Source organism: Liberiplasma polymorphum (genome assembly GCF_043951795.1).
Classification (GTDB): domain Bacteria; phylum Bacillota_I; class Bacilli_A; order Izemoplasmatales; family Izemoplasmataceae; genus Liberiplasma; species Liberiplasma polymorphum.
In genome coordinates, this window is sequence record NZ_JBIOAG010000032.1 from 1 (window position 1) to 22,778 (window position 22,778).

Below are 22,778 nucleotides of genomic sequence, written 5' to 3' on the forward strand. Positions count from 1 at the left end.
ATTTTTTACTATTTTTTTGGCTTATTAAGGTGTATAATATTAGTAAAACGTTTTCCTAATTACTGCTTGAAACCTGTAAATACTTTGCTATAATGGGCTCATAATGGAAACGCTAACAAAAAAAGGTTTCTAAAATTTAAACAATGAGAGGAAAAATATGGAAAAATTATCTAAAGTATTATTAAGTATTATGTTTTTATTTCTTACTCTGTTTGTAGTTAATTTAACGGTTCAAGCTGAAGAAACTACAGAAATAGACGCTATTTTAATTTATGCTCACGTTCCTGAAGGATGGGAGAATCCTCATGTTTGGACATGGAATGAAGCAGGCGATAGTGCTTATGCGCATTTAGGTTGGCCAGGTAAAGCAATGGTTGAAGACGAAGCTAATGAAGGTTGGTATTACTTATATATTCCTAGTAATATGGAAAATATTATTGTAAATGCTAACGAAGGTAGTGTTCAAACAGATGTTATTGCTGTTAGTGAAAATGTTTGGTTAAGCGTTACAATTGATGTTGACCCAGAAGATGCTGAAGAAACGATTGTTGTTGTTGATGAAAGTACTGTTCAACTAACAACCGGTGATCTACCAGAATACATTCCAACTAAATATGTTTATGCTTATGTTCCTATTGATTGGGATACTGCGGGGATTTGGGCTTGGGAACATCCTGCTGGAGTAAATGTGTTTCCTAATTGGCCTGGTGCTGAGATGGAATTATTAAGTGATGGTTGGTTTAGAATTGAAATTCCTGTAGCGGCAAACCGTATCATTATTAATGACATGGGTGATCCGACTATTCAAACTGTTGACATTGATATTCCTGATACGAATGTGTATGTTTTAGTTGGTGATGAAAATGAAGATGGTAAGTTTGAAGTAACGTTACACGATACTAAGCCTGTAATTATTGAAGGTGGTTTTACTGTAACAATTACTGTGCCTGAAGGGTGGAGTGAGCCACGTGTATGGGCATGGTCACATCCAGATGGAACCAATTTATTTACTACATGGCCTGGTGAAGTTTTAGAATTTGATGAAGAAGCGAATGCTTATGTCATTATTCTTCCGGAATGGATCAATCGTATTATCATCAATAACGGTATTGTTGGAGAAGGTGCTGCTCAAACAGTTGATTTAGAATTAATAAATCCTGTTGATACAGTTATTGTTGTAAGCAACGAACCTGATAATGATGGTAAGTTCACTGCTACTATTGTTCAAGAAGGCGACGATGAACCTGGTGATGATGAACCTGGTGACGATGAACCCGGTGATGATGAGCCTGGTGATGATGACCCTGGTGATGATGACCCTGCTGATGAAGAATCAAATAATGTTGTTATGATTGTCGCAATCGTTGTTGTTGCTTTAGGTGCAATTACAACTGGTGCTTTATATTTCGTAAAACGTTCTTAAATTGAATTCCTAACCCATGAGAAAAGACGAAGAAATTCTACCCCCTTCGTCTTTTCCATTAAAGGAGAATCCCTATGAAAAAAATAATTTTACTAATTTTAAGTGTAGCAACATTTTTTACTTTAGTTGCTTGTAACAATACTGTTAACGATAATAAAATCGTTATTTGGCATGATAAAGAACAAGCCATCGAAGATGTATTACGTGTGGCTTTACAAAATGCTTTACCCGATTTAGACATTGAACTGGTTCGTAGAGAATCATTAACTGATACATTAAAACTTGTTGGTAATAATCCAACAGCGGCACCGGATATGTACATTTTTGCTCATGATAAAATTGGATTATTTGCAGAAATCGGAATTTTAGCACCGATTACTGATTTTATTGATGAAGAAGTTTTATTAGAGTACTTAGACTTAACAATTGAGGCCGCTACTTATAACGGTACTTTATATCAGCTACCTTTATATTTTGAAACGTTATTATTTATGTACAATAAAGATCGTCTATCACTAGACCAAGTCCCTACGACAACGGAAGAACTTTATGAGTACATGAAAAACAACACCGATTCAAGACGTTACGGATTTGTAGAACAACATTCAAATGCTTATTATAGTGCTGGATGGATTCACGGATTCGGAGGCAAAATATTAAACGACGATGGCACCCCTGCTCTAACAGATGAAAATACCTTACGTGCTTTAGAATACAAACTTAAATTTTTAAACTATATGCCAAGTGGGCAGGCTGAGTATGCGACCATTAATACTTTGTTTTTTGAAAAACGCGCAAACTCAATTATCGCAGGCCCATGGATTGTGCCTACTGTTAGAGAACGTGGGATTAATTTAGGATTTGCACCAATGCCTGTAGTAAGTGAAACAGGCTTACCAATAGCCCCTTACGCAGGGATACAAGGCATTCATGTATTAAATGTTGCTGCAAATAACCCTGTTAAACGTGTCCATATTCAGTCTATTTTAAATGTATTAATTGATCCGCAAATTAGCATTGATCTTGCTTTAGCAAGCGGCGTTGCACCGGCACATCATGCTGCTTACTTAGATGAAAATATTTTAAATGATGAACTCGTCATGGCAATGCATCAAGCTGCATCAAATGCCGTACCAATGCCTAATTTACCTGAGATGGATATCATGTGGTTAACAGCTTCTGATATGCTTGTGCAGATTAATTTACGGGGAGTCAACGTTTTAGAGGCAGCTACGGCTGCACAAAAACGCTCAGAAGAATTAATTGACATGATGCGTTAAGTTTTTTAGAAAGAGGAATGAATCATGACAAATGAAAAAACATTATGGATGAAACTAAGGCCTTACCTTAATAGTGCACCAGCCCTTACCTTAATAGGGCTTATTGTGTTATTTCCGATTTTATATACTTTTTATATATCACTTACTAATATGAACATATATAATTGGTTTACGTTTAGAATCATCGGATTTGATAACTATAGACGTGCTTTGTTTGTCTTAGATTCAGGCTTTTTTAGAGCCGTTTATATTACCATTATATGGACGGTTGTTAATATGGTTTTACAGTTAGTTTTTGCGTTTATTATTGCAACCTTGTTAAACAATAAATACATCAAATTTAAAGGGCTTTACAAGACATTATTAATGGTGCCTTGGGCGATTCCTGGTTATGTTTCTATTTTACTTTGGAAAACTGGAATGTTTAACTCTGAGTTTGGGTTACTAAATCAATGGATGGATTTACTTGGATTTAACAGAGTCGATTGGTTAAGTAATGAGTTTTCTGCTTTTGTTAGTTTAGTTGTGGTGAATTTATGGTTAGCCTTACCTTTTATGATCATGATTATGGATGGTGCCTTACAAAGTATTGATCGATCATATTATGAGGCGGCAGAACTTGAAGCTGCAAGTAAATTTAAACAAGCAACCTTAATCACAATTCCCTTAATTCGTCCCGCTATTGGTCCTGCAGTAATTATTACTATATTTACCACATTTAAGCAATTTGATATTTTCTATTTACTCACATTGCAACCAGGTTCAAGAACCGGTGCGAATCTACATACAATAATTACTTATGCTTATGAAAATGCGTTTATCACAAATAATTATGGGTATAGTTCAGCGATTTCTATTATTATATTCTTTATGTTGATAGGGTTCGTAGTCCTTACTAATAAAAACTTGAGGAGGGCACAAAATGACTAAAAAACAACTAAAGATTTTAGGAATCAAAGCCCTTCTCCAACTCTTTTTTATTAGTTTATCCCTTGTAACATTAATTCCTGTCCTTTACGCCATATCGATTTCTTTTAGTAGTTCTAATACGTTAGTTTCAAGTGACTTTTCGTTTTTTCCAAAAGAGTTCACTTTTAGTAATTACACTAATTTATTTACAAATCAACCCCTACTGCTTTGGTTTAGAAACTCACTTATCTTAGCAAGTGCTACCTTAATCCTTGCCTTAAGTGTTTCAATACCATCAGCTTATGCGTTTTCAAGATTACGTTTTAAAGCCCGTGGTTCATTATTTAAAATCTTAATTTACTTAAATGCTTTTCCTGCAATATTATCAATGTTTGCGATTTGGAAACTCTTTAGTACCGGCCCGGTTCAACTTATTAATACCCGTATTGGACTTGTAATTATTTATGCAGGAACGATGGCTATATTTGGGATATTAAACTTAAAAGGTTATTTTGATACAGTTCCTGCAGAAATTGAAGATGCGGCTAGAATTGATGGGGCTAGTGAATTTCAAGTGGTCACTAAAATTTTACTGCCTCTTGCAAAACCTTCCATTATTGTAACTGGGGTACTAATTTTAATTTTTGTATGGAATGAGTATATTTTTGCAATTACCTTTATGACAGGTAGTGATAAATTTACATTAGCTGCTGGTTTATACGGCTTACAAGCTGGTGAGATGAGTGGATCATGGCCACTATTTACAGCTGCAGCACTCATTACGGCATTACCAATATTAATCATATTCTTAATTATTCAAAGACACATGGTCTCTGGACTTACTGTAGGAGGTGTCAAGGCATAATGAACAAACACGCGATTATGCATCAGCCTTTATCGAATTACGCCTTTGGACTCGATGAAACCCATGTGGTATTTCGGTTAAAAGCGGCTAAAAATGATTTAAAAGAAGTTATCTTATGTTATGGGGATACAGCCTTTAGAGGAAACCCTGTTGAAATGGAATACGTTAAAATGGTACTTATCCATCAAGATAGTTTATTTGATTATTATGAAGTGATTATAGAAACTTCTATTTCTAGAATCGTTTATTATTTTGAACTATATGATGGAAAGACACGTAGTTATTTTTATAGTCAATTTCATTATGATCATGTAAGTGATCAACGCAATGATTTATTTAAACTGCCATTTAACCGCAAAGAAGATTGGATAGAAATACCTAAATGGTTAAACGATGCGGTAATTTATAATATATTTCCAGATAGTTTTGCGACTAAAAAAGATTTAATTACTAAAACCAGTAAAACCATGACGATCAATGGTAATATCGTAAAATCTAAATTAGGGGGTACTATTAACGGTATCCGAGAAAATCTTGACTATATTATAGATTTAGGATGCAATACCATCTATATGAATCCGATATTCACAGCAGGTGAATATCATAAGTATGATCTGATTGATTATTATTCAATTGATCCTACATTCGGTACAAATGATGACTTTAAACGTTTAGTAGATGAAGCCCATGATAAAGGGTTAAAGGTAATTATTGACGGGGTATTTAACCATTACGGTTGGTATTTTCATGCTTTTGATGATGTTGTGAAACATCAAGAAAAGTCTCGTTACACCGACTGGTTTTATCGCCTAGATTTCCCCGTTTACAGACCAAACACATTTGAAGAGATTCCCCCTTATGCTTGTTTTGGTTATGAACGCTTAATGCCAAAATTAAATACCTCTAATGAAGAAGTCATTCAGTATTTCATGGATGTATGCAGTTACTGGATGAAGCACTATAACATTGATGGCTGGCGCCTTGATGTAGCCGATGAGGTGGATGCTTCATTTTGGAGAAGGTTTAAAGAAACCGCAAAAGCCATTAATCCTGAAATCGCGATTATTGGTGAAGTATGGCAATCTGCGGAATATTATTTGGATGGCACGATGTTTGATTCTGTCATGAATTATGATTTACTGAAACATTCAAAAGCTTTTTTTGCAAAAAATGAACTCGACGCAGATCAGTTTAATGACCGTGTCGTTCATATGCTTACCCGTTATAAAACACCGTTTAATTATGCACAAATGAACTTACTTGATTCTCATGATGTGCCTAGATTTTTATCACACTGTGATGAAGATATCAATCGTTACTTTTTAGCTTTAATTTTCCAGTTTACTTTTATTGGCGCTCCAATGATTTTTTATGGCAATGAACAAGGCCTAACTGGGATTAAAGAAGAAGACTACCGAAAGGGTATGGTATTTAACCGTGATGGCTTGATTAGAGATTTCTTTAAACACCTAATCGAGTTAAGAAAAAATCATCCTGTTTTAACAAAAGGATCATTTAAAACACTTCACGCCGGAAAGGGCGATGGCTTATACATTTATGAACGTTATGATGAAGAATCATCGATTATAACAATCCTTAATAGAAGTGATTCTTTAAAAGTCATTAATAAAGATTACTTTAACGATGAATGGCTTATGCATCATAATATAGAAAACAATTTTTTCATTGGCGCAATGGGGTATTTAGTAATTAAAAAAACCAAACATTAAGGTGGGGTAATATGGCTACGACTATAAAGGATGTTGCACGCATAGCTGGAACATCAATCAGTACGGTTTCGAAAGTAATAAACGGGTCTGGAACCATTTCAGAACAAACGATTAACCGCGTAAATGAAGCGATTAAGAGTCTTAATTATATTCCGAATAACCGTGCAAGAAATCTAGCAAAAAAATCAAATCAAATTGTGGCTTTTATCACAAAAGCTAAACGCGATACCGCGTTTATCAATCCACATCTATTTGAAATTATGACCGGTGCACAAAAAACACTATACCAACGTGGGTATTCAATGGAGTTTTTTGGAATTAAACATCAAGATTTTGATATGATTAAGCAAATGATAGATACTAAAAGTGTTGATGGGATGATTTTACACGCATCTATTGTTACACCAGAAATTGCAGATTATTTAGTAGCATCAAACATCCCACACACAGTAATTGGTATGCCAAATTTCCCTACTTCTGCTTGTTGGATTGATAACAATAATACATTATCAGGTCAACTTGCCGCTAAACATCTCCTCACAATTGGTAAAGAAAACATTGCCTATATTAGTGGTGAAAAAGACGATTTAATCTCAGAACTTCGATTAAAAGGGGTTTATAGAGAACTAAAAGATAACTTTATAGAACTTAATGAAGATTTCGTGATGCGTACGAACTCTACCCATTATGAAGGGTATGAAGCAACACTAAAATTACTTTCGTTAACCCCGCGTCCTAATGCCATTATCTGTGCCAATAATATGATTGATTTAGGCTGTATAAATGCGCTTAGAGATCAAAATATAAGTATTCCTGATGATATCGCAGTTGTAACTTTTGATGATTATCCTTATGCGATAATCACCAATCCCCCAACAACAGCAATTAATATTGACGTTTATGACCTTGGGCAACAAGCCGCAAGGTTAGTCATAGAAAAAATTAAAAAACCAACCTATCAATTTCAAACGTACATGACCGTTCCTTTACTTGTGACTAGGAAATCTACTCGCAAAGATTAAAGGTGTTAAAATAAAAAAAACTTATCTTTCCTCCCATATGAAGTGATAAGTTTTTTATTTTAGGTTAAACGTATTAATTCATTTAATGTAACAAGTTTTAATGTATCTTTTTCCATATCATAATCAAGAATTGTTATTGAGGCATTATCTACATCAAACAAATTTCGCATTACTAAATCTATATTCAATATTTTTGAAACAATTGCTTTTATCACACCGCCATGTGTAAGTAATACAACTTCTTTACCCATATATTCTTTAATGATTTCTCTTATAGCATTATACGAACGGGTTTGAAAGGTTTGATAAGATTCTCCGCCTTCGGCTTTAACATTAAGAAACTCGGTTGGGTTTTGTGGAATGTTTTTAAGATATTTTTCTTTTACTTCTTTCCAAGTAAGGCCTTCCCAAACGCCTAGTTCTATTTCTCTTAAATCTTCATAAATATGGATTGGTTTATCTAAGTCTTTGTTTAAAAACTCTGCCGTATGAAAAGCACGTTTTAAGTTACTAGAACATAACACATCAAAGGGAATATTTTTAAAATAAGTATTTAATGCTTTTGCTTGTTTAATCCCTAAATCGTTTAACAACACATCTTGTGTGCCTTGTAAAATGCCTTCAGTGTTCCACTTTGTTTGTCCATGTCTAACTAGATAAATCTTCATCTAATCACATCCTTCAGATTCTATTTTAGCATATCTAGATTGATTTGATAAAGCATCTATATAGATTATAAGGTTTATGATATGATTATCTTAAAGAAAGGGTGTATGTTATGCCTATTATAATTAAAAGCACCGATGTGCTAACCCTTAAAGTCGATGCCATTGTAAATAGTGTAAATCAAGAGGGACTTGTTGTTGATAGCATTGATTATAGCCATGTTGGCTGTTACCTTTTAGAAGAAATTAAGCAAAAGAGTAAGATCATAGTTACCAAAAACACACAAAATGAAGCATCACTATTAAAATATTATGCCATCATTCATGTAGTTGTCCCTTCTAATGAAACTGGTACTCTTATTAGTAAACAGTTAGAAAAAAGTTATTTGAGTATTCTTAATACTGCAGATGAATCTAATATCAAAAGTATTGCAATTCCAATATTAAATAGCGAGTCTAATCCTATTCAAAAGTCTACTGCTCTAAAAATAGCTTATGACACCGTAAGATCATTTTTGATCACTCATGACATGCTTATTTATATCGTTGTGTCTGATATAGAGTTAGATGCTATAAACAAAGAATTATTTCACTCAGTACAAGATTATATAAATAAAAACTTAGAAACTGAATCCCTCATTTTAGCTTATGAGTCTATCAATTACTCAAAAAGTCATTTTAAAAAAGCAGATGACATTGATGACATTGTATCTAAAATTGATGAAACTTTCACTGAATCTTTACTTAATCATATAGATAAGTTAAATAAAAAAGATTCTGAAATCTATAAAAAAGCTAATATTGATCGTAAACTTTTTTCAAAAATTAGAAGTAACAAAGACTATCAGCCAAGCAAGCAAACCGCTTTAGCATTTGCGATTGCACTTGAACTATCTAAAGACCAAACAAATGACTTAATTTCAAAGGCTGGTTATGCATTATCAAATAGTCAAATAAGTGATCTTATTATCTTATACTTTTTAGAACACAAAAATTACAATATTGATGAAATTAATGCCACACTTTTTGCTTATAACCAAAAGATACTTAGTTAAAATGTCGCTTACAAAGCGACCTTTTTCATTTTAATTCCTGCTATGATGGTCTTATAAAACAATAGGAGGGAAATAAAATGAAAAAAGATTGTGTAGAAATGGTATTTATATTAGACCGAAGCGGTTCCATGTCAGGTTTAGAAAATGAAACAATTGGCGGATTTAACGGTATGCTTAAAAAGCAAAAAGCACTTGAAAACGAAGCGTATATAACGACTATTTTATTTGATAATGACTATGAGGTGCTTCATAACCGTGTTCCACTAAAGGAAGTTCAAAATCTCACACAAAAAGACTACTATGTAAGAGGGACTACAGCATTACTAGATGCCATAGGTAAAACCATTGAAAAAATAGAAGCAAAACATACCTACTTACCCGTCTCGCAACGTCCTGAAAAAACGATATTCATAATAACTACAGATGGTATGGAAAATCAAAGTAGGTTATACGGTGTAGAAGAAATTAAAACAATGATTGAAAAACAACGTTTACGTCATGATTGGGAATTTTTATTTTTAGGCGCAAACATTGATGCTGTTAAAACAGCGCACATGTACGGCATTGATGCATCACGTGTTGCAGATTTTCATGCAGATAAAGAAGGTGTAAATCTTTGTTATGAGGAGATTGGAAACACATTAAATGAACTGAGATTGCATAAAAAAATAAACAACAGTTGGAATAAAAATATCAAAAGTGATTACGCTTCTAGAAAGTAAATTTAAATCGCATGTAAATATATGCGATTTTTTTTATTAACTTTTTAAAAAATGTTTTGCAATCGGACAGATATGTCCTATAATGTAATTTGAGAGGTGAAGATTACATGATAAATCAATTTTCTAAAGAGTTCGCACTTTTTTTTGAAAAACTACGTCTTTCAAGAAACCTTACTCAAGAACAATTTACAAAAGATGTTGTTTCAATGCGCCAATATCGTCGTTATATTAGAGGGGAGTGCTTGATTCCTCAATACGTTGTAAACAAATTATCAATTCGACTTGGATTTAAGCCAGAGCACATTATATCAGAGTTCGATTCAGAACGTATTCGTGAATCAAGTATGGTATCTTCTTTTTATAATGCTGTAGCAAATCAGGATTATGTCAAAGTTAAGCAGTATATGAAATCCATCACGTATGATAGACTACTAGATGATCAGAATAAACTTCTCTACAATCATTCTGTCAATTATTATAAACATGCGATTGGTAAAATATCCGATGAAGCGATTACCAAAATTACCATGGATGCTCTTAACTATAAAACTATATTGAAAAATTCTGTATTTTCACCAGTAGAATTATTACTATTGACATCACTTTTTACACATGATAGTTTTACTGAAAAATCACGTCTTGCTGAGAAATTAAATGAATTTTTAAAGAACCTTGATATGATAGTGATTGCACAAAGTGACAATATGATGCTTTTAGTAATTTATCAACTTATAAAATATTATGGTGTTTGCAAAGAATACAAAAAAGTTGTCTCTTTATGTGATAAAGCAATAGAATACAACTTAACAAACAAAAATTATTATCTATTAGATTATTTTTATTACTTCAATGCATTAGCACACGATAAACTTGAAAATGATAGTAAAGTTAAAGATTACTTATTTAGATGCTTTTGCATTTTATATGCTGATGATAATCAACCTAAAATTAAAAAGTTTACTAAGTTTATAGAAACAGATTTCCGTATCAACTATAAACAGTTTGTTATAAACCATATTCCAAATACCTACTAAAGAAAAAAGCCTATCAAAATTTGATAGGCTTATTTATTTTGATTTGCTTTTTGTGAGATTTCTTGATTTCTTTTTGCAATGATTGCTTCAATTTCTCTTCTTTTTTCAACACGTTTAGGTTTTATTTTTTTATTGTAGATTACTTTAGAAGGAATAAAGACTACTGCGGCAGTAAATCCAAATGGTGCAATAGCTACAGTTGCTAAAAACAATCCTTTTAAAATAGTGCTTAGTGCATTAAATGATACCTTAAAAGTATGTGCTGTTGTAGAAAAGAATGTTCTATCGGTATGAATCGTACGGGTACTTGATTGGCTTACTTGATAGTCTTCTTGACTAGCAAATACTTGGATATAGTATTCAGTGGCTGGGTCTAAATCATCAAAGCTCATTGTTGCTTTTTGTTTTGGAAGTAATTCAATAGATTTTTCTTCAATTAATACGCCGTTTTTAAATAATACTGCATTAATAGTAACGGTATTTTCATCAGTATTATTAACACTAAAAATAACGTCATCTTTCGTTGTTTCTATACTATGAACACTTGGCATTTTAGTTACAGGTAAGAGTAGTTCAAAACGTTCTACTCGTGTAATCATTAAGTTAATGGTTGAATACTCGATTAAGGAATCGTAATTAGATAAGTTAGAACCGATTTGATTTAACTCAGTTTCGATGCTTGTAAGTTTATTTTCTAACGTAAGCATTTCATTTAAAGTACTTGCTGCTTCCATAAGTTCAAGTATTCTTGCATGCTGAGTTAGTAATGCTTCTCTTCTTGCTTCTAAGGTTGAATATTGGTTTGTTACATCAACAGCTGATGTTTCAAAGTGTGCGGTATGACCAAGCGATCGCATATAAATTATAAACGCTTGATAATGTTCGGTCTTAACGCGCACTTTAACAGTATATATTTGATTAGAATAACTTTCTGCTTCTACAAAAGATTCATAGGTTAAAAGTTGATTTAAGATTGATAGATACGTTTGAGTTGGATCTTCACTGATTATGCCTAAGTTTGCGGTATAAATCATTTTACGGTTGATTTGTGCTGGTTGATTGATTAAGTGAATTTGTTCAGGATCAGGGAACATGTCATCAATGGTTTCACCGTTTCCTAAATCCGGATCTGGATCAGTATCTGGATATGGATCCATACTAGCGTTACATGCAGATAAAATTAATGTTATTGCTAATAAAAAACTTAATAGTAACTTCTTCATAACATCACCTCTTTTTTATTATACCCCTTACGGTATTAATAATACTTTAGCATATTTATAATACTTTTTATGTTCATTATAGTGTATTTCAAATATAGTCTATTAAGTTACAGTAAAATTGATAAGATAAAGAACGTGGATTTAAGGGATATGTTATACTAAAATTATGATTAGATTCAGGAGGCAAATATGTTTGAAACATTAAATAGAAAGAAAACGAATTCAATTAAATGGAACTATGGAGAAAAAGAAACAGTAACAGATGATTATTTAGTTTTTTCTGTGGCTGATTCTGATTATCAAACAGCTGAAGTCATCAAAGAACATTTAATCAAACGGATTGAAAACGGGGCATTTGGTTATACTGAAGTTGGTTCTGATTACTATACTATTTATATTCATTGGATGAAACGTCGTTATAATGTTGATGTTAAAAGACCGTGGATTTTACCGGGGTCTAAAATATTAACGTCTTTAAGTATTATGATACAATCTTTTACAAAAGAACATGAAGATGTTGTTATTCAAACCCCTGTTTATAATATGTTTGAGTTTGTAATTAATCAAAATAATAGAAAGCTAGTAGAAAACCCATTGGTTAATGAAAACGGAGCGTATTCTATGGATTTAGTCCATTTAGAAAATTGTTTTAAAAGTGGAGCTAAATTACTTGTTTTATGCAACCCACATAACCCTGTAGGAAGGGTATGGCGTAAAGAAGAAATTCGTGATCTTGTTCATTTATGTAAAAAATATGACGTCTATTTAATTAGTGATGAAATTCACGCTGATTTAATTATGGAAAATCATATTTTTTATAGTGTTGCCCATCATATACATGATTATGAAAAAATCATTATTGTTAATGCGCCAAGTAAAACATTTAATTTAGCTGGTTTGCAAATATCAAATTATATTATTCCCCATAATAAAACGAGAAATATTATTAAAAAATCATTGTTAAAATCATTTTTAGGTACCCCTAACCTTTTAGCTATTGAAGCGCTAAAAACAGCTTATACTAAGTGTGATGATTGGTTAGAGGCCCAAAATAAACATATCTATGAAAACTTCTTAACATTAAGAGATTTTTTAACAAAAAATCATGAAAAAATTGGTATTACTCCACTAGAAGGAACTTATTTAGTTTGGTTGGATGTACGCTACTTAAATCAATCATCTGAAGCCTTATTAAAACACTTAGGTAAATATGATATTGTTTTAGCAAGTGGTAAGGCTTATGGTAATCAGTGTGAGGGGTATTTGAGGATGAACATTGCCTGTTCAAAAGAACAGTTACTAGAGGGGTTAAATCGCTTTAGTAAAGCTATAAATGATTTATAATAAAAAAGAGATTCCAGTTGGAATCTCTTTTTTTAGTCAGTTAATCAGTAAGTTTTAACTGTCTTAGATGTAAACTCGTGTATATCCCTTCAGGATGTTTGATTAAATCTTCATGTGATCCTTCTTCTACTACTTTACCTTCACTTATAACAAAGATTTTATCCGCATGTTCAATGGTTGATAAACGATGGGCAATCACGATACTTGTTTTATCTTTCATCAGTTTTTCTAACGCATTTTGAACCAGTAGTTCTGATTCATTATCAAGGGCAGAAGTTGCTTCATCAAGTAGTAAAATTGGTGCGCCTTTAATGATTGCTCGGGCAATAGCAATCCTTTGACGCTGTCCACCTGATAATTTTGCGCCTTGTTCGCCGACGATTGTGTTATACCCGTCTTCTAGCTGCATAATAAACTCATGTGCGAACGCGCTTTTTGCGGCTTCAATAATTTCATGATCTGTGGCATGTTCTTTACCGTATGCAATATTATCTTTAATCGATGCGTTAAATAAATACGCATCTTGTGGCACATAAGCCATTTGGCTTCTTAGTGCCTTTAGTGATCGGTTTTGAATGGTGTTGCCTTGGACTTTAATATCCCCCTCATTAGTTGGATAAAACTGTAGTAAGAGTTTAAATACAGTACTTTTTCCACCACCACTTGGACCAACAAGAGCGACACTTTGATTTTTCTTAACAGCTAATGTTAAATCCTTTAATACATGTTGGGTGTTATCATAACTAAACGTTACTTCATTTAAACTGATTGCTGTATTATTTTCATCGATGATTGAAACATTTGGATAACCGATTGGTTCATCTATCTCATCAATAACACTAAAGACACGTTCGCCTGCGGCGAGTGAGGCTTGTAGGTTGGTAATAAAGTTACCTAAGTATCTAACAAGTTCACTTACCCCGTTTTGGAGTTGAACAATAGCAACAATAACCCCTATAGTTGTAAGGCCTTCTAAGACGAGTAATGCCCCTACTAATACAATTCCTGCAAAGCCTATTGTAAAGACTAGATCATTGAGTGAATTAATGGTTGCAAGTTTGTTAATTCTTTTGTTTGATACGTTTAACGTATCATCATTTGATTTGAAGAATTTATCTAAAATCAGTTTTTGGATATTAAATATTCGTATAACATGAACCCCTGCAAGTAAGTTAGATAGTTTTGTATTTACCACCGCTAAGTTTTCTTGGACTTCTTTACTAACTTCACGTAATCTTTTAGCATAAACACTATTTACTAAAATCGTTAAGATCCCTGCAAAAACAGGAATTAGGGCTAAACGCCACTCAATAATAAACATAATAACTAATGTTCCTATCCCCATAATAACGCGTGCTAAGAAGTTGATAAGATGTTCAGAATAAGCTTTTTCTGTTTCTGCAATATCGTTAGTAACAATCGATATAGTTTCTGCACTGTGGTGTGCTTTAAAATAACTTAATGGCAGTGCGGTTAATTTGGTAAAAACTTTTTTTCTTAAGTTTCCTGAGGTCTTAACGGCTGCAGACTGTGATAAATATAAAAACAGTGGCATAATCGCTACAACAATTAACATATAAACAATAAATGGCAAAATACTACTTAGTACTTCATCAAAGGTGCCTGTGGTTAAAGTATCAAATAAGTTTAAAAATAAGAACGCAATAACCGTTTGAAATAAAAGGGCTGAAATCGATAATCCGATAATCCCAATAATGTATGAAGCGTAAGCCCCCTTCATACACTGCATAATGCGTTTAAAGGTCGATGATTTCATCTAACTCATCTCCTTCTTCTAATTTAGTTTGTTTGTAATAAAGTCTTGTATAGACTCCGTTTAATGCAAGAAGCGTTTCATGGGTCCCTGATTCTACAATCGACCCTGCTTCAATGACGTGGATGGTATCTACGTTTTTAATGGTTGATAAACGGTGAGCAATTATGATGCTTGTTTTATCTTTTAAAATCTCATCAAGCGTTTCTTGAATAATCGCCTCTGAATCGGTATCTAAGGCTGAGGTTGCTTCATCTAATAATAAGATTGGCGCATCTTTAATAATGGCTCTAGCAATAGATAAACGTTGTTTTTGTCCCCCGCTTAATGTATTGCCCATTTCGCCTAAAGATGTTTCATATTGGTCTTTTAGATTATGTATAAATTCATGGGCGTTTGCTTTATCTGCGGCACTATAAACCGTGACGTGATCACTATCACTTTTGCCGTACAAGATATTGTCATAAACACTTTCAGGAAATAAGAAGGTATCTTGTGAAACAAGCGACATCTTTTCTCTTAATGCATGGAGTTGCCAAGATTTAATATCGTGACCAAATACATTAATCTTACCTTCATAAGCATCATAGTATCCAATCAAAAGTTTTGTGACCGTACTTTTCCCGCCACCACTTGGGCCGACAAAAGCAACGGATTCTCCGTGATTAATCGTTAGGCTTAAGTTTTTAATGACTGGTTGATGATCGCCTGGATAGGTAAATGATACTTGGTTAAATGTAACGACTGGTTTTGTTAGATCGGTTGGATAGTTTTCTCCGTCTAAACGTTCTAATGGTTCATCAATGATTTCAAAAATACGTGAGGCACTCGCTAAATCACGTTTAGCATCCCCTATTAACATACTCATTTGGGTAAGCGGCCAAGTTAAAAAGTTCAGTAAGTTAATAAAGGCAAGTAAACTCCCTATTGTCATACGCCCTTCAATTACTAAATAACCCCCAAATATAAACGTTGTAACAAACGGAATAATAGAAAACCCTTCAGAAAAAGCCCCTAAAAATCCTCTTCTTTTAGCTAGCTGTTTACCGTTTATAACACTTTCATCAATTAGACGGTTATTTTTTTCTAATAAGCGGTCTTCTAAGTTATACGCTTTTGACACTTCAACGCCTTTGATATAATCGGTAATCACTGTATTAATATGCCCTAATTTTTCTTGAACCTTTTTACTTACCGGTCCAATGGGTTTAATTAAAATACTAGACCCTATAACTAATACTGGAATCATCACAAACGCAAAAAGCGTTAACTGCCAACTAAGAATAAGTAAAACAATTAAAGCAAGCGTTGCGGTAAGCGGGACTTCAATAAGTCTAGGAATAATGGTATAGGTAAAGTTTCTAACACGGTTCATATCGTTTGTCCCGCGTGAAGAAAGCTCGCCACTATGTTTTGACTGAATCGCGTCAAACGTAAGATAGGTGATTTTTTCTGCGTAAAGTGCTCTTAGTTTTGCTAAACCACCTTCTGTATACTTCCCTACTGTTTTTGTACGGAAATAAATTAAGAGTCCGTTAATAACTAATAAGCCAATACTGAGCTGTAAAACAAAATAAAACGTTTCTCTTGACCCTGTACTTGATGCATCAATTAAAACCTTTAATAAGTACCCAAATAAAACGGTAATTGAGGCATATAAAATCGAAATCATTACACCGATAATTAATAAGTACTTCTTAGGAAACACGCGCACTAGACGCTTAAATGGTTTGTCTTTTAATTTTTTCATGGTTCCTCCAGATTGTAAAGCCTTCTAAATAAGTATAGCATAATCATTATTTAAATTTATGACTTTTTCATGAATATGATCATCTATAATTGTATCATACAACCTTTATTTCGTGCATATATTTTTGCTTAAATTAAAAAAATAGATTGATGAATGATTCATCAATCTAAGTAATTTCTTTTATTATGAAAACTTCATAGGCATAAGCAAAGGTAAAGCCTAATTTAGAAGCTAAACGTTTACTAGATTCATGAGCGGCATCCCAATGAGGGATTTTATTTCTTTTTAAACATTCTAAAGTAAAATAAGCGCCAATAATTTTAGCAAGCCCTTGATTTCTATAATCGTTGCGTGTAATGATTTCTATTTCATAACCCCCGTTAAAGCGGATATAACTTGAACAACCTGAAATAATCGTTTCATTATCTAAAACTAAAAACCCTAACCCGTTTTCTTTAAAGTCTTGATAATCTTTAAAATTTCCGACAAAATCTTCCCCCCAGCCCTCTTTTAGGATTTGGTTATAAAGGGGTTTATCAATGGGTTTAATATGATAGTTAGGATTTAACGCGTTGATTATTTTATTTAAATGATCCTTATTTAAATCATTCGCGTGATGCGCATAGCGTGTTTTTCTAATCAGTTGATTAGGATAGATGGCTTCTAACGCTTTAACCCATAGTGCCGTCGTATGGATTTCTGTATCATAAGGAACTTTTTTGATAAGTTCTATGGCACACTTACTATTAGGATTTCCTGATAGATAATAATTCCATCCAATAAACCCTAAGAAAACACTAGGGTTTTTTAAGTCGTCTGTCATCATTTCTCCGTGAAATCCGTGAATGAGTGCATCCAGTAAATTATCATAACGTAACGGGCTCAAAAGTGGCCATAAGGTATCCATATTTAATGGGGTCGCTTTTATAAAAGTCATATGTAATCTCCATTCATTATTGAGGAATGTATGTAATTTTATTTAGTTTAGTCCCCTTAAATGGGTATTTTGCTTTATAGCCAATCACATTAATGAATGATTCAAGGTTATGAATTTCACTCATGTTTTTAAAGAGTTCAAAAGTCGCTAAAGCATCATCTAATGCACGATGCGTATTTTTAACTTTAACTGCGTATTTTTCTACTGCGTTATCAAGTTTATGGGGATATTCATGTTTAGCGCGGTATACCGTTAACATATCTAAGTAATCAACTTGATCAAATACATCTACAGGTGATTTATATTTTTTAAATAAGGCCATAAAAAATGATAAGTCAAAAGGTAAATTATAAGCTACAAGTAACGTGCCTGGTTGTACAAGGGTTTGCATCGTAATAAATAATGATTCTTCATGAACCCCTTTTTTAATCATGTCATCGGTGATATTAGTAATTTCAATGATTTTAGGGGGGAGTGGTTTATTAACATTAATAATTAAACTGATTTTATCACTAACGATATACTTATCTTCTTTACTAATAACAGTGCAAGCCCCTAATTCAATGATTTCATTTTGATAAGGACTTAGTCCGGTTGTTTCTACATCAAAAAATACGATTTGTTTATACTGGTTAAATAGATTCATAACAATCATCCTTTGTATTTTTATATTCTACTACTTAATCATAACACAGTTAAATCAGAGTAAATAAAAAAGAAACCTTTTTAAAAAGATTTCTTTTATCTTTTAACGCCAAAAACTAGTAATATCTTTTTTATCTTCTATCACAAAATCGATAATAGACTTTAGTAAATCAAAGCTAAATTCTTGATGATCTTTAACTTGAATAAGCATTTTAGTTCTATGGTACTCTAACTTTTTTAACTGAACTTCAAATTTAGTTATGGCTGGTTCTTCTGGAGCCATATTTAAATGTTTCTTTGCTTTACTAAACCCAATAATAAATGTGCCATGATGCATATACATAGGTTGATTCCATTTAATGGCAGGTTCTAGTTGTGGATAGTGTAATCCAATCCAATTAAATATATTAGAAAGTGTTTCGCGTATTTTTGGGTTTTCTACTGTTTCTAAATAATCATTAAGCGTTTCCATTCATCAATCCTCCATAACCGTATTATACTTCTATTTAACACCTACAACAAACTTGATGCAATTGAAGTTAGGTGATCATATAAAGATGGACTGAACGATTAATAAAGCACTTACGGATATAACATTACTAATACTATGGAGTGCCATAGGATAAAACACACTATTTGTTTTCTCATAACAAATCCCGTAAATTAATCCTAGTACTAATGAATACATTAGCTGAATGGGTTGATAACTCATAGAAAAAGGATTTAAAGTAAAGGCAATATGAGCAACCACAAAGACTAGTGCAGCTAAAATGTTTGCGATACTAAAACGATCAGATAAAACTCTTTTAGAGATAAAAAACCCTACAATAGTCATAATAAAAGCACGGAACAATATTTCTTCACTTGGTCCACTCATAAATAACTGAAAACTTAAATACCCTGTAACATTACGAGCATTAATAGGAAAGGGTAGTGTTGTTACTTGGTTACTTAACACTAAGATAACCATTAAAACAACATTATATATAAAAAAGTATAATGTAAACTTTTTAACAAAGGCTAACCCAACTTCTTTATTACCACTTGTAAACCCAAAGGTTAAAGTTGTAAATTTCTTAATCACTAAAATAATTAAGATAATCACAATCATTTGTAAAATGTGATGTACATATAACCAAGCAAATACACCGTCAGGATCAATTGTGTTATAACTAAATAAATCTGCAAATAGTCTTCCAAACCAAGAAGCGATTAAAGGCATCAGTAAAGCAAGCATAATAATTAACGTTTTTAATAAAGGATTTAATTTCATTATTTTAGTCTCCTATAAAATTAGTATACCCTTATTTTAATCTATTTAAACCCTTCTACATAGGACTTTTTACATATTTATAAAAGAAAAAATCCCGCCAGGGATTTTCTCTTTTACTGTTTTCTAAGTATTTTCTCCATGCTTTTACCTTTAGCAAGTTCATCGATTAATTTATCTAAATAACGAATCTTTTTCATTAAAGGGTCTTCAATGGTTGCTAGTTTAACACCGCATATTGTCCCAGTAATAAGCGATACATTTGGATTAAGCATTGGGGCTTCATCAAAAAAGGTTCTTAAGTTACTCTTCTTATCAAGCTGTGCTTGAAAAGAGGTTTCATTATAACCTGTTAACCAATAAATTATTTCTAAGACTTCTTCTTTAGTCCGTCCTTTTCTTTCTGCTTTATGAAAATAATTGGGTAATAAATCATAAAAAGACATCGCATATAATTTTTCGTTACGCGTCATACCAAGTCCTCCTTTTAACTGAATGAATTTGTATTGTAATCATTTAGCTTTTAGTTCATTATCTGTGATAAACGGTAAATTCAACGTTTCTTTAATGCCTTCTTTAATTAAAGCTTCTAATACATCCATATTAATATCTGAAAGTTTCTTTATGTATAAACAACTTTTACCTACCTTATATTTACCTAGTGATTTAAGCAGTTCATAAGACTCTAATTCATAAGCTATATATAACGTAATTGCCTGTTTACGACTCGCTAGCCCTAGTAATGGCATATCGCCTTCATGACCGGTTTTATATTTATAATGTAAATTACCGAATCCAACAATTGTCCCCCATAAAACCGGTTCTTTATGGGTGATTCTTTTACCTAGCTCAATTAATGTCTTCATGGCTTCTTTACGGGATAAATCTACTGAATCTAAATATCCATCAATATCAAAACTCGTTATTTCCATAGTGACTCCTATAGTAAGACTTAACTATATTATAACATGTTAATAAAATAAGGTCGTGAGGCACGAACTTATTCAAACAACCGTTTTATAAAGATATCAGGGTGATCTAAAAAGCGTTTTAATAACTGAACAGATTCTAAAGATTCATAGGTAACTGCTTCAATGTGACCCTCTTCAAACTTTAGTATTTGTGCATTAGGATAGGCCATGATAATCGGTGAATGGGTCGCTATAATAATTTGACAATTATCTTTTACAGCTTCATGTAAAAGATAAAGGAGTGATAACTGATGATGAAATGATAAAGGCGTTTCAGGCTCATCTAATAACATCAACTGATTAGCTTTTAATCTTGATTTAAAAAACGATAAATAAGATTCTCCGTGTGAGGCAAGACTCAAGTCTTTATCATGCAGTGCATCAATTTCCGCTAAAGTTCTTTTGTGTGGCATAGAGGCTAAATTTTTCGCAAAAATACTACGGTTTTTATACACGGTTTCGATTTCATCTAAGGCTTCATGAGATTCTTTCTTGTTTTCTTCTAGTTGATTGATATACATCGTAAAATCTTCAGAGGAAAAATAATACCCTTTAGGTTTTTTTAAAGCAACACTCACTTCTAGTAATGCTTGAGAAGATTTCTTTACAGCTTCACCAATTTGGTAAAGCCCTAAATGATTTTTTAAGAGTTTTAAGAAGGTTGATTTTCCACAACCATTGTCACCAACTAAAATAGTGACATTAGAAGTAAAGTTTATTGTTTTCCCAAAAAAAGGTAAATAGTATGGATAGTGTGTCTGTTGGTTTTCTTTAAAACGTACGGCTTTTATATGCATCATATCACCCTTATTCTTTAAGTAGTTCTTCGATAAATGTTCTAACTACATCATTTACTTCTAACAAGGTATCCTCATTACTTTTGGTGGTTTTAAATTGATTAAGCAGTCTTGTAAGCACTGGACTCATTAACCCTAAATCTGTGATTGAAAAGTGGCCAGATCCTTCGATAAGTACATGTTGATGATTACGCGCATTAAGACTTATATAATCGAGATTACGCTTATATTGCGGTAAGGCATCTAAATGGTGATAAATAGAATCCGTATAGATGTGAAGTGAGGCACTACCTAAATAAATTTCTTGATAATCAAACACACCATTATTCACTGTTTCTATATCACACATATAAGGAGATTCTAAGGCAATGACCGCTAAAACATTAGGGGTTTCCAAAAAGCATAAAGCGGCTGAGCCACCTAAAGAATGGCCAATTAAAATAATTTCATCAAGATTACTAGTGTTTAAAAAAGTTAACTCATATTTTAATCTATTAAGTTCATCCATAACAACGTTAAGATCATCAGTTCTCAAAGTCATCCAGCGTTTATATAACCTATAACTCTCATCTATGTCACGCGACACATCTTCTTTCATCAACTCATTAAAATAACTTCTATCTATACGAGTCGTATTGCCGTTTAAGGCTGGTGCACTTAAGGTATGATAAGGATGCGTCATAGTACACGCTGTTATGCCATAACTTGCGAGTTCTTTTAATAAGGTCTCATTACTATATGGGGTACTAATCCCTCCGTGAGAATATAAGACAATCGGTCTTTCCTCGGTGTTATCTAAACCGTAATAACATTCCACAAAAATTTCTCTTGTTTCAGACTTATGAGAAAATCCTTCTTGGCTCACCCCTTCTATTATCCAAAAGGATTCATGATTCACTGTATAAGGACCTGTTGGAATTAATGATTCATAGTTTGGAAATAGCTTAAACGGGGTAAACGCTATTAACCACATTAAAGCCATAAGGACTAAAGAAACAGGTCTCTTATTCTTAACAATAGACTTCTTGAGTAATAAAAGAACACCATAATAAATAGTTAAACCAATAAAGATAATCCCTAAAAGACTATAGGTTAAAACATAATTAGAATAATTAAAGATTATCATACTAAAAAGACTTATAAGCATTAGTCCTCTAATGGTTATAAGTATATAGATTTGATTTACTTTTACATGGTTAATTAATAAATAATACGTAATTTCGAGTAGGATAAACGTAAGCGTCAACGGATGGACGTATTGAACGAAGCCACAGTCACTTGGTAAAATAATAACCAAGAAAGAAGGTGGCTTTTAAAATGGATTTAGAGAAGAATCGAAAAAGATGGAAAAAATTACTAGCT

At 32.6% G+C, this 22,778-nt stretch carries 22 protein-coding genes; 10 read left to right on the forward strand and 12 right to left on the reverse strand.

Features of this window, described 5'->3' with window-relative positions:
- Nucleotides 1-157: 157 nt before the first annotated feature.
- The 6 genes from ACHAJD_RS07570 to ACHAJD_RS07595 all read left to right on the forward strand — a co-directional run bounded on the left by ACHAJD_RS07570 (nucleotide 158) and on the right by ACHAJD_RS07595 (nucleotide 7,229).
- Nucleotides 158-1,423, forward strand: coding sequence for a starch-binding protein (locus ACHAJD_RS07570; RefSeq protein ID WP_435585257.1), 1,266 nt, complete (start codon nucleotides 158-160; stop codon nucleotides 1,421-1,423).
- A gap of 74 nt (nucleotides 1,424-1,497) precedes the next feature.
- Complete coding sequence (locus tag ACHAJD_RS07575; protein WP_435585258.1) at nucleotides 1,498-2,703, forward strand: extracellular solute-binding protein; 1,206 nt, start codon at nucleotides 1,498-1,500, stop codon at nucleotides 2,701-2,703.
- A gap of 24 nt (nucleotides 2,704-2,727) precedes the next feature.
- The gene (locus tag ACHAJD_RS07580) at nucleotides 2,728-3,633 is read left to right on the forward strand and encodes a carbohydrate ABC transporter permease (protein WP_435585259.1); all 906 of its coding nucleotides are present in this window, start codon (nucleotides 2,728-2,730) and stop codon (nucleotides 3,631-3,633) included.
- Nucleotides 3,626-4,477 (forward strand): sugar ABC transporter permease, encoded by an 852-nt coding sequence (locus ACHAJD_RS07585; protein ID WP_435585260.1) that lies wholly within the window; start codon nucleotides 3,626-3,628, stop codon nucleotides 4,475-4,477. The genes ACHAJD_RS07580 and ACHAJD_RS07585 overlap by 8 nt, the downstream gene beginning before the upstream one ends.
- Nucleotides 4,477-6,207 (forward strand): glycoside hydrolase family 13 protein, encoded by a 1,731-nt coding sequence (locus tag ACHAJD_RS07590; protein WP_435585261.1) that lies wholly within the window; start codon nucleotides 4,477-4,479, stop codon nucleotides 6,205-6,207. Before ACHAJD_RS07585 ends, ACHAJD_RS07590 begins: the two co-directional genes overlap by 1 nt.
- A gap of 11 nt (nucleotides 6,208-6,218) precedes the next feature.
- Nucleotides 6,219-7,229, forward strand: a complete 1,011-nt coding sequence (locus ACHAJD_RS07595; protein WP_435585262.1) for a LacI family DNA-binding transcriptional regulator — start codon at nucleotides 6,219-6,221, stop codon at nucleotides 7,227-7,229.
- A gap of 59 nt (nucleotides 7,230-7,288) precedes the next feature.
- Here the strand turns inward: ACHAJD_RS07595 and ACHAJD_RS07600 are convergent, their stop codons facing one another.
- A complete protein-coding gene (locus ACHAJD_RS07600; protein WP_435585263.1) occupies nucleotides 7,289-7,897 on the reverse strand; it encodes a histidine phosphatase family protein in 609 nt (202 codons plus the stop codon).
- A gap of 110 nt (nucleotides 7,898-8,007) precedes the next feature.
- On the opposite strand from ACHAJD_RS07600, the gene ACHAJD_RS07605 reads away from it, so the two are divergent.
- From ACHAJD_RS07605 to ACHAJD_RS07615, 3 genes are all read left to right on the forward strand, one after another.
- Complete coding sequence (locus ACHAJD_RS07605) at nucleotides 8,008-8,949, forward strand: macro domain-containing protein (RefSeq protein ID WP_435585264.1); 942 nt, start codon at nucleotides 8,008-8,010, stop codon at nucleotides 8,947-8,949.
- A 77-nt stretch (nucleotides 8,950-9,026) separates the two neighbouring features.
- Complete coding sequence (locus ACHAJD_RS07610) at nucleotides 9,027-9,671, forward strand: vWA domain-containing protein (RefSeq protein ID WP_435585265.1); 645 nt, start codon at nucleotides 9,027-9,029, stop codon at nucleotides 9,669-9,671.
- Nucleotides 9,672-9,778: 107 nt separating this feature from the next.
- Complete coding sequence (locus tag ACHAJD_RS07615; protein ID WP_435585266.1) at nucleotides 9,779-10,705, forward strand: helix-turn-helix domain-containing protein; 927 nt, start codon at nucleotides 9,779-9,781, stop codon at nucleotides 10,703-10,705.
- A 29-nt stretch (nucleotides 10,706-10,734) separates the two neighbouring features.
- Here the strand turns inward: ACHAJD_RS07615 and ACHAJD_RS07620 are convergent, their stop codons facing one another.
- A complete protein-coding gene (locus tag ACHAJD_RS07620; protein ID WP_435585267.1) occupies nucleotides 10,735-11,928 on the reverse strand; it encodes a DUF4349 domain-containing protein in 1,194 nt (397 codons plus the stop codon).
- Nucleotides 11,929-12,117: 189 nt separating this feature from the next.
- On the opposite strand from ACHAJD_RS07620, the gene ACHAJD_RS07625 reads away from it, so the two are divergent.
- Nucleotides 12,118-13,272, forward strand: a complete 1,155-nt coding sequence (locus ACHAJD_RS07625; RefSeq protein ID WP_435585268.1) for a MalY/PatB family protein — start codon at nucleotides 12,118-12,120, stop codon at nucleotides 13,270-13,272.
- Nucleotides 13,273-13,312: 40 nt separating this feature from the next.
- Here the strand turns inward: ACHAJD_RS07625 and ACHAJD_RS07630 are convergent, their stop codons facing one another.
- The 10 genes from ACHAJD_RS07630 to ACHAJD_RS07675 form a co-directional block, all read right to left on the reverse strand.
- Entirely contained in the window at nucleotides 13,313-15,049 is a 1,737-nt protein-coding gene (locus ACHAJD_RS07630; protein ID WP_435585269.1) for an ABC transporter ATP-binding protein, read from the reverse strand.
- On the reverse strand, nucleotides 15,030-16,796 hold the full coding sequence (locus ACHAJD_RS07635) for an ABC transporter ATP-binding protein (protein ID WP_435585270.1): 1,767 nt from the start codon (nucleotides 16,794-16,796) through the stop codon (nucleotides 15,030-15,032). Before ACHAJD_RS07635 ends, ACHAJD_RS07630 begins: the two co-directional genes overlap by 20 nt.
- A gap of 166 nt (nucleotides 16,797-16,962) precedes the next feature.
- Nucleotides 16,963-17,733: a GNAT family N-acetyltransferase gene (locus tag ACHAJD_RS07640; protein WP_435585271.1), complete on the reverse strand. Its 771-nt coding sequence runs from the start codon at nucleotides 17,731-17,733 to the stop codon at nucleotides 16,963-16,965.
- 16 nt (nucleotides 17,734-17,749) lie between these two features.
- A complete protein-coding gene (locus ACHAJD_RS07645; protein ID WP_435585272.1) occupies nucleotides 17,750-18,379 on the reverse strand; it encodes a 3'-5' exonuclease in 630 nt (209 codons plus the stop codon).
- Between the two features lie 102 nt (nucleotides 18,380-18,481).
- Nucleotides 18,482-18,850 (reverse strand): iron chaperone, encoded by a 369-nt coding sequence (locus ACHAJD_RS07650; RefSeq protein WP_435585273.1) that lies wholly within the window; start codon nucleotides 18,848-18,850, stop codon nucleotides 18,482-18,484.
- Nucleotides 18,851-18,925: 75 nt separating this feature from the next.
- Nucleotides 18,926-19,651, reverse strand: a complete 726-nt coding sequence (locus ACHAJD_RS07655; RefSeq protein WP_435585274.1) for a CPBP family intramembrane glutamic endopeptidase — start codon at nucleotides 19,649-19,651, stop codon at nucleotides 18,926-18,928.
- A gap of 113 nt (nucleotides 19,652-19,764) precedes the next feature.
- Entirely contained in the window at nucleotides 19,765-20,121 is a 357-nt protein-coding gene (locus ACHAJD_RS07660; protein ID WP_435585275.1) for a DUF2200 domain-containing protein, read from the reverse strand.
- Nucleotides 20,122-20,160: 39 nt separating this feature from the next.
- Nucleotides 20,161-20,580: a DUF1801 domain-containing protein gene (locus tag ACHAJD_RS07665; RefSeq protein ID WP_435585276.1), complete on the reverse strand. Its 420-nt coding sequence runs from the start codon at nucleotides 20,578-20,580 to the stop codon at nucleotides 20,161-20,163.
- A gap of 68 nt (nucleotides 20,581-20,648) precedes the next feature.
- Complete coding sequence (locus ACHAJD_RS07670; protein ID WP_435585277.1) at nucleotides 20,649-21,416, reverse strand: AAA family ATPase; 768 nt, start codon at nucleotides 21,414-21,416, stop codon at nucleotides 20,649-20,651.
- Nucleotides 21,417-21,426: 10 nt separating this feature from the next.
- The gene (locus ACHAJD_RS07675; RefSeq protein ID WP_435585278.1) at nucleotides 21,427-22,563 is read right to left on the reverse strand and encodes an alpha/beta hydrolase; all 1,137 of its coding nucleotides are present in this window, start codon (nucleotides 22,561-22,563) and stop codon (nucleotides 21,427-21,429) included.
- Between the last annotated feature and the right edge of the window lie 215 nt (nucleotides 22,564-22,778).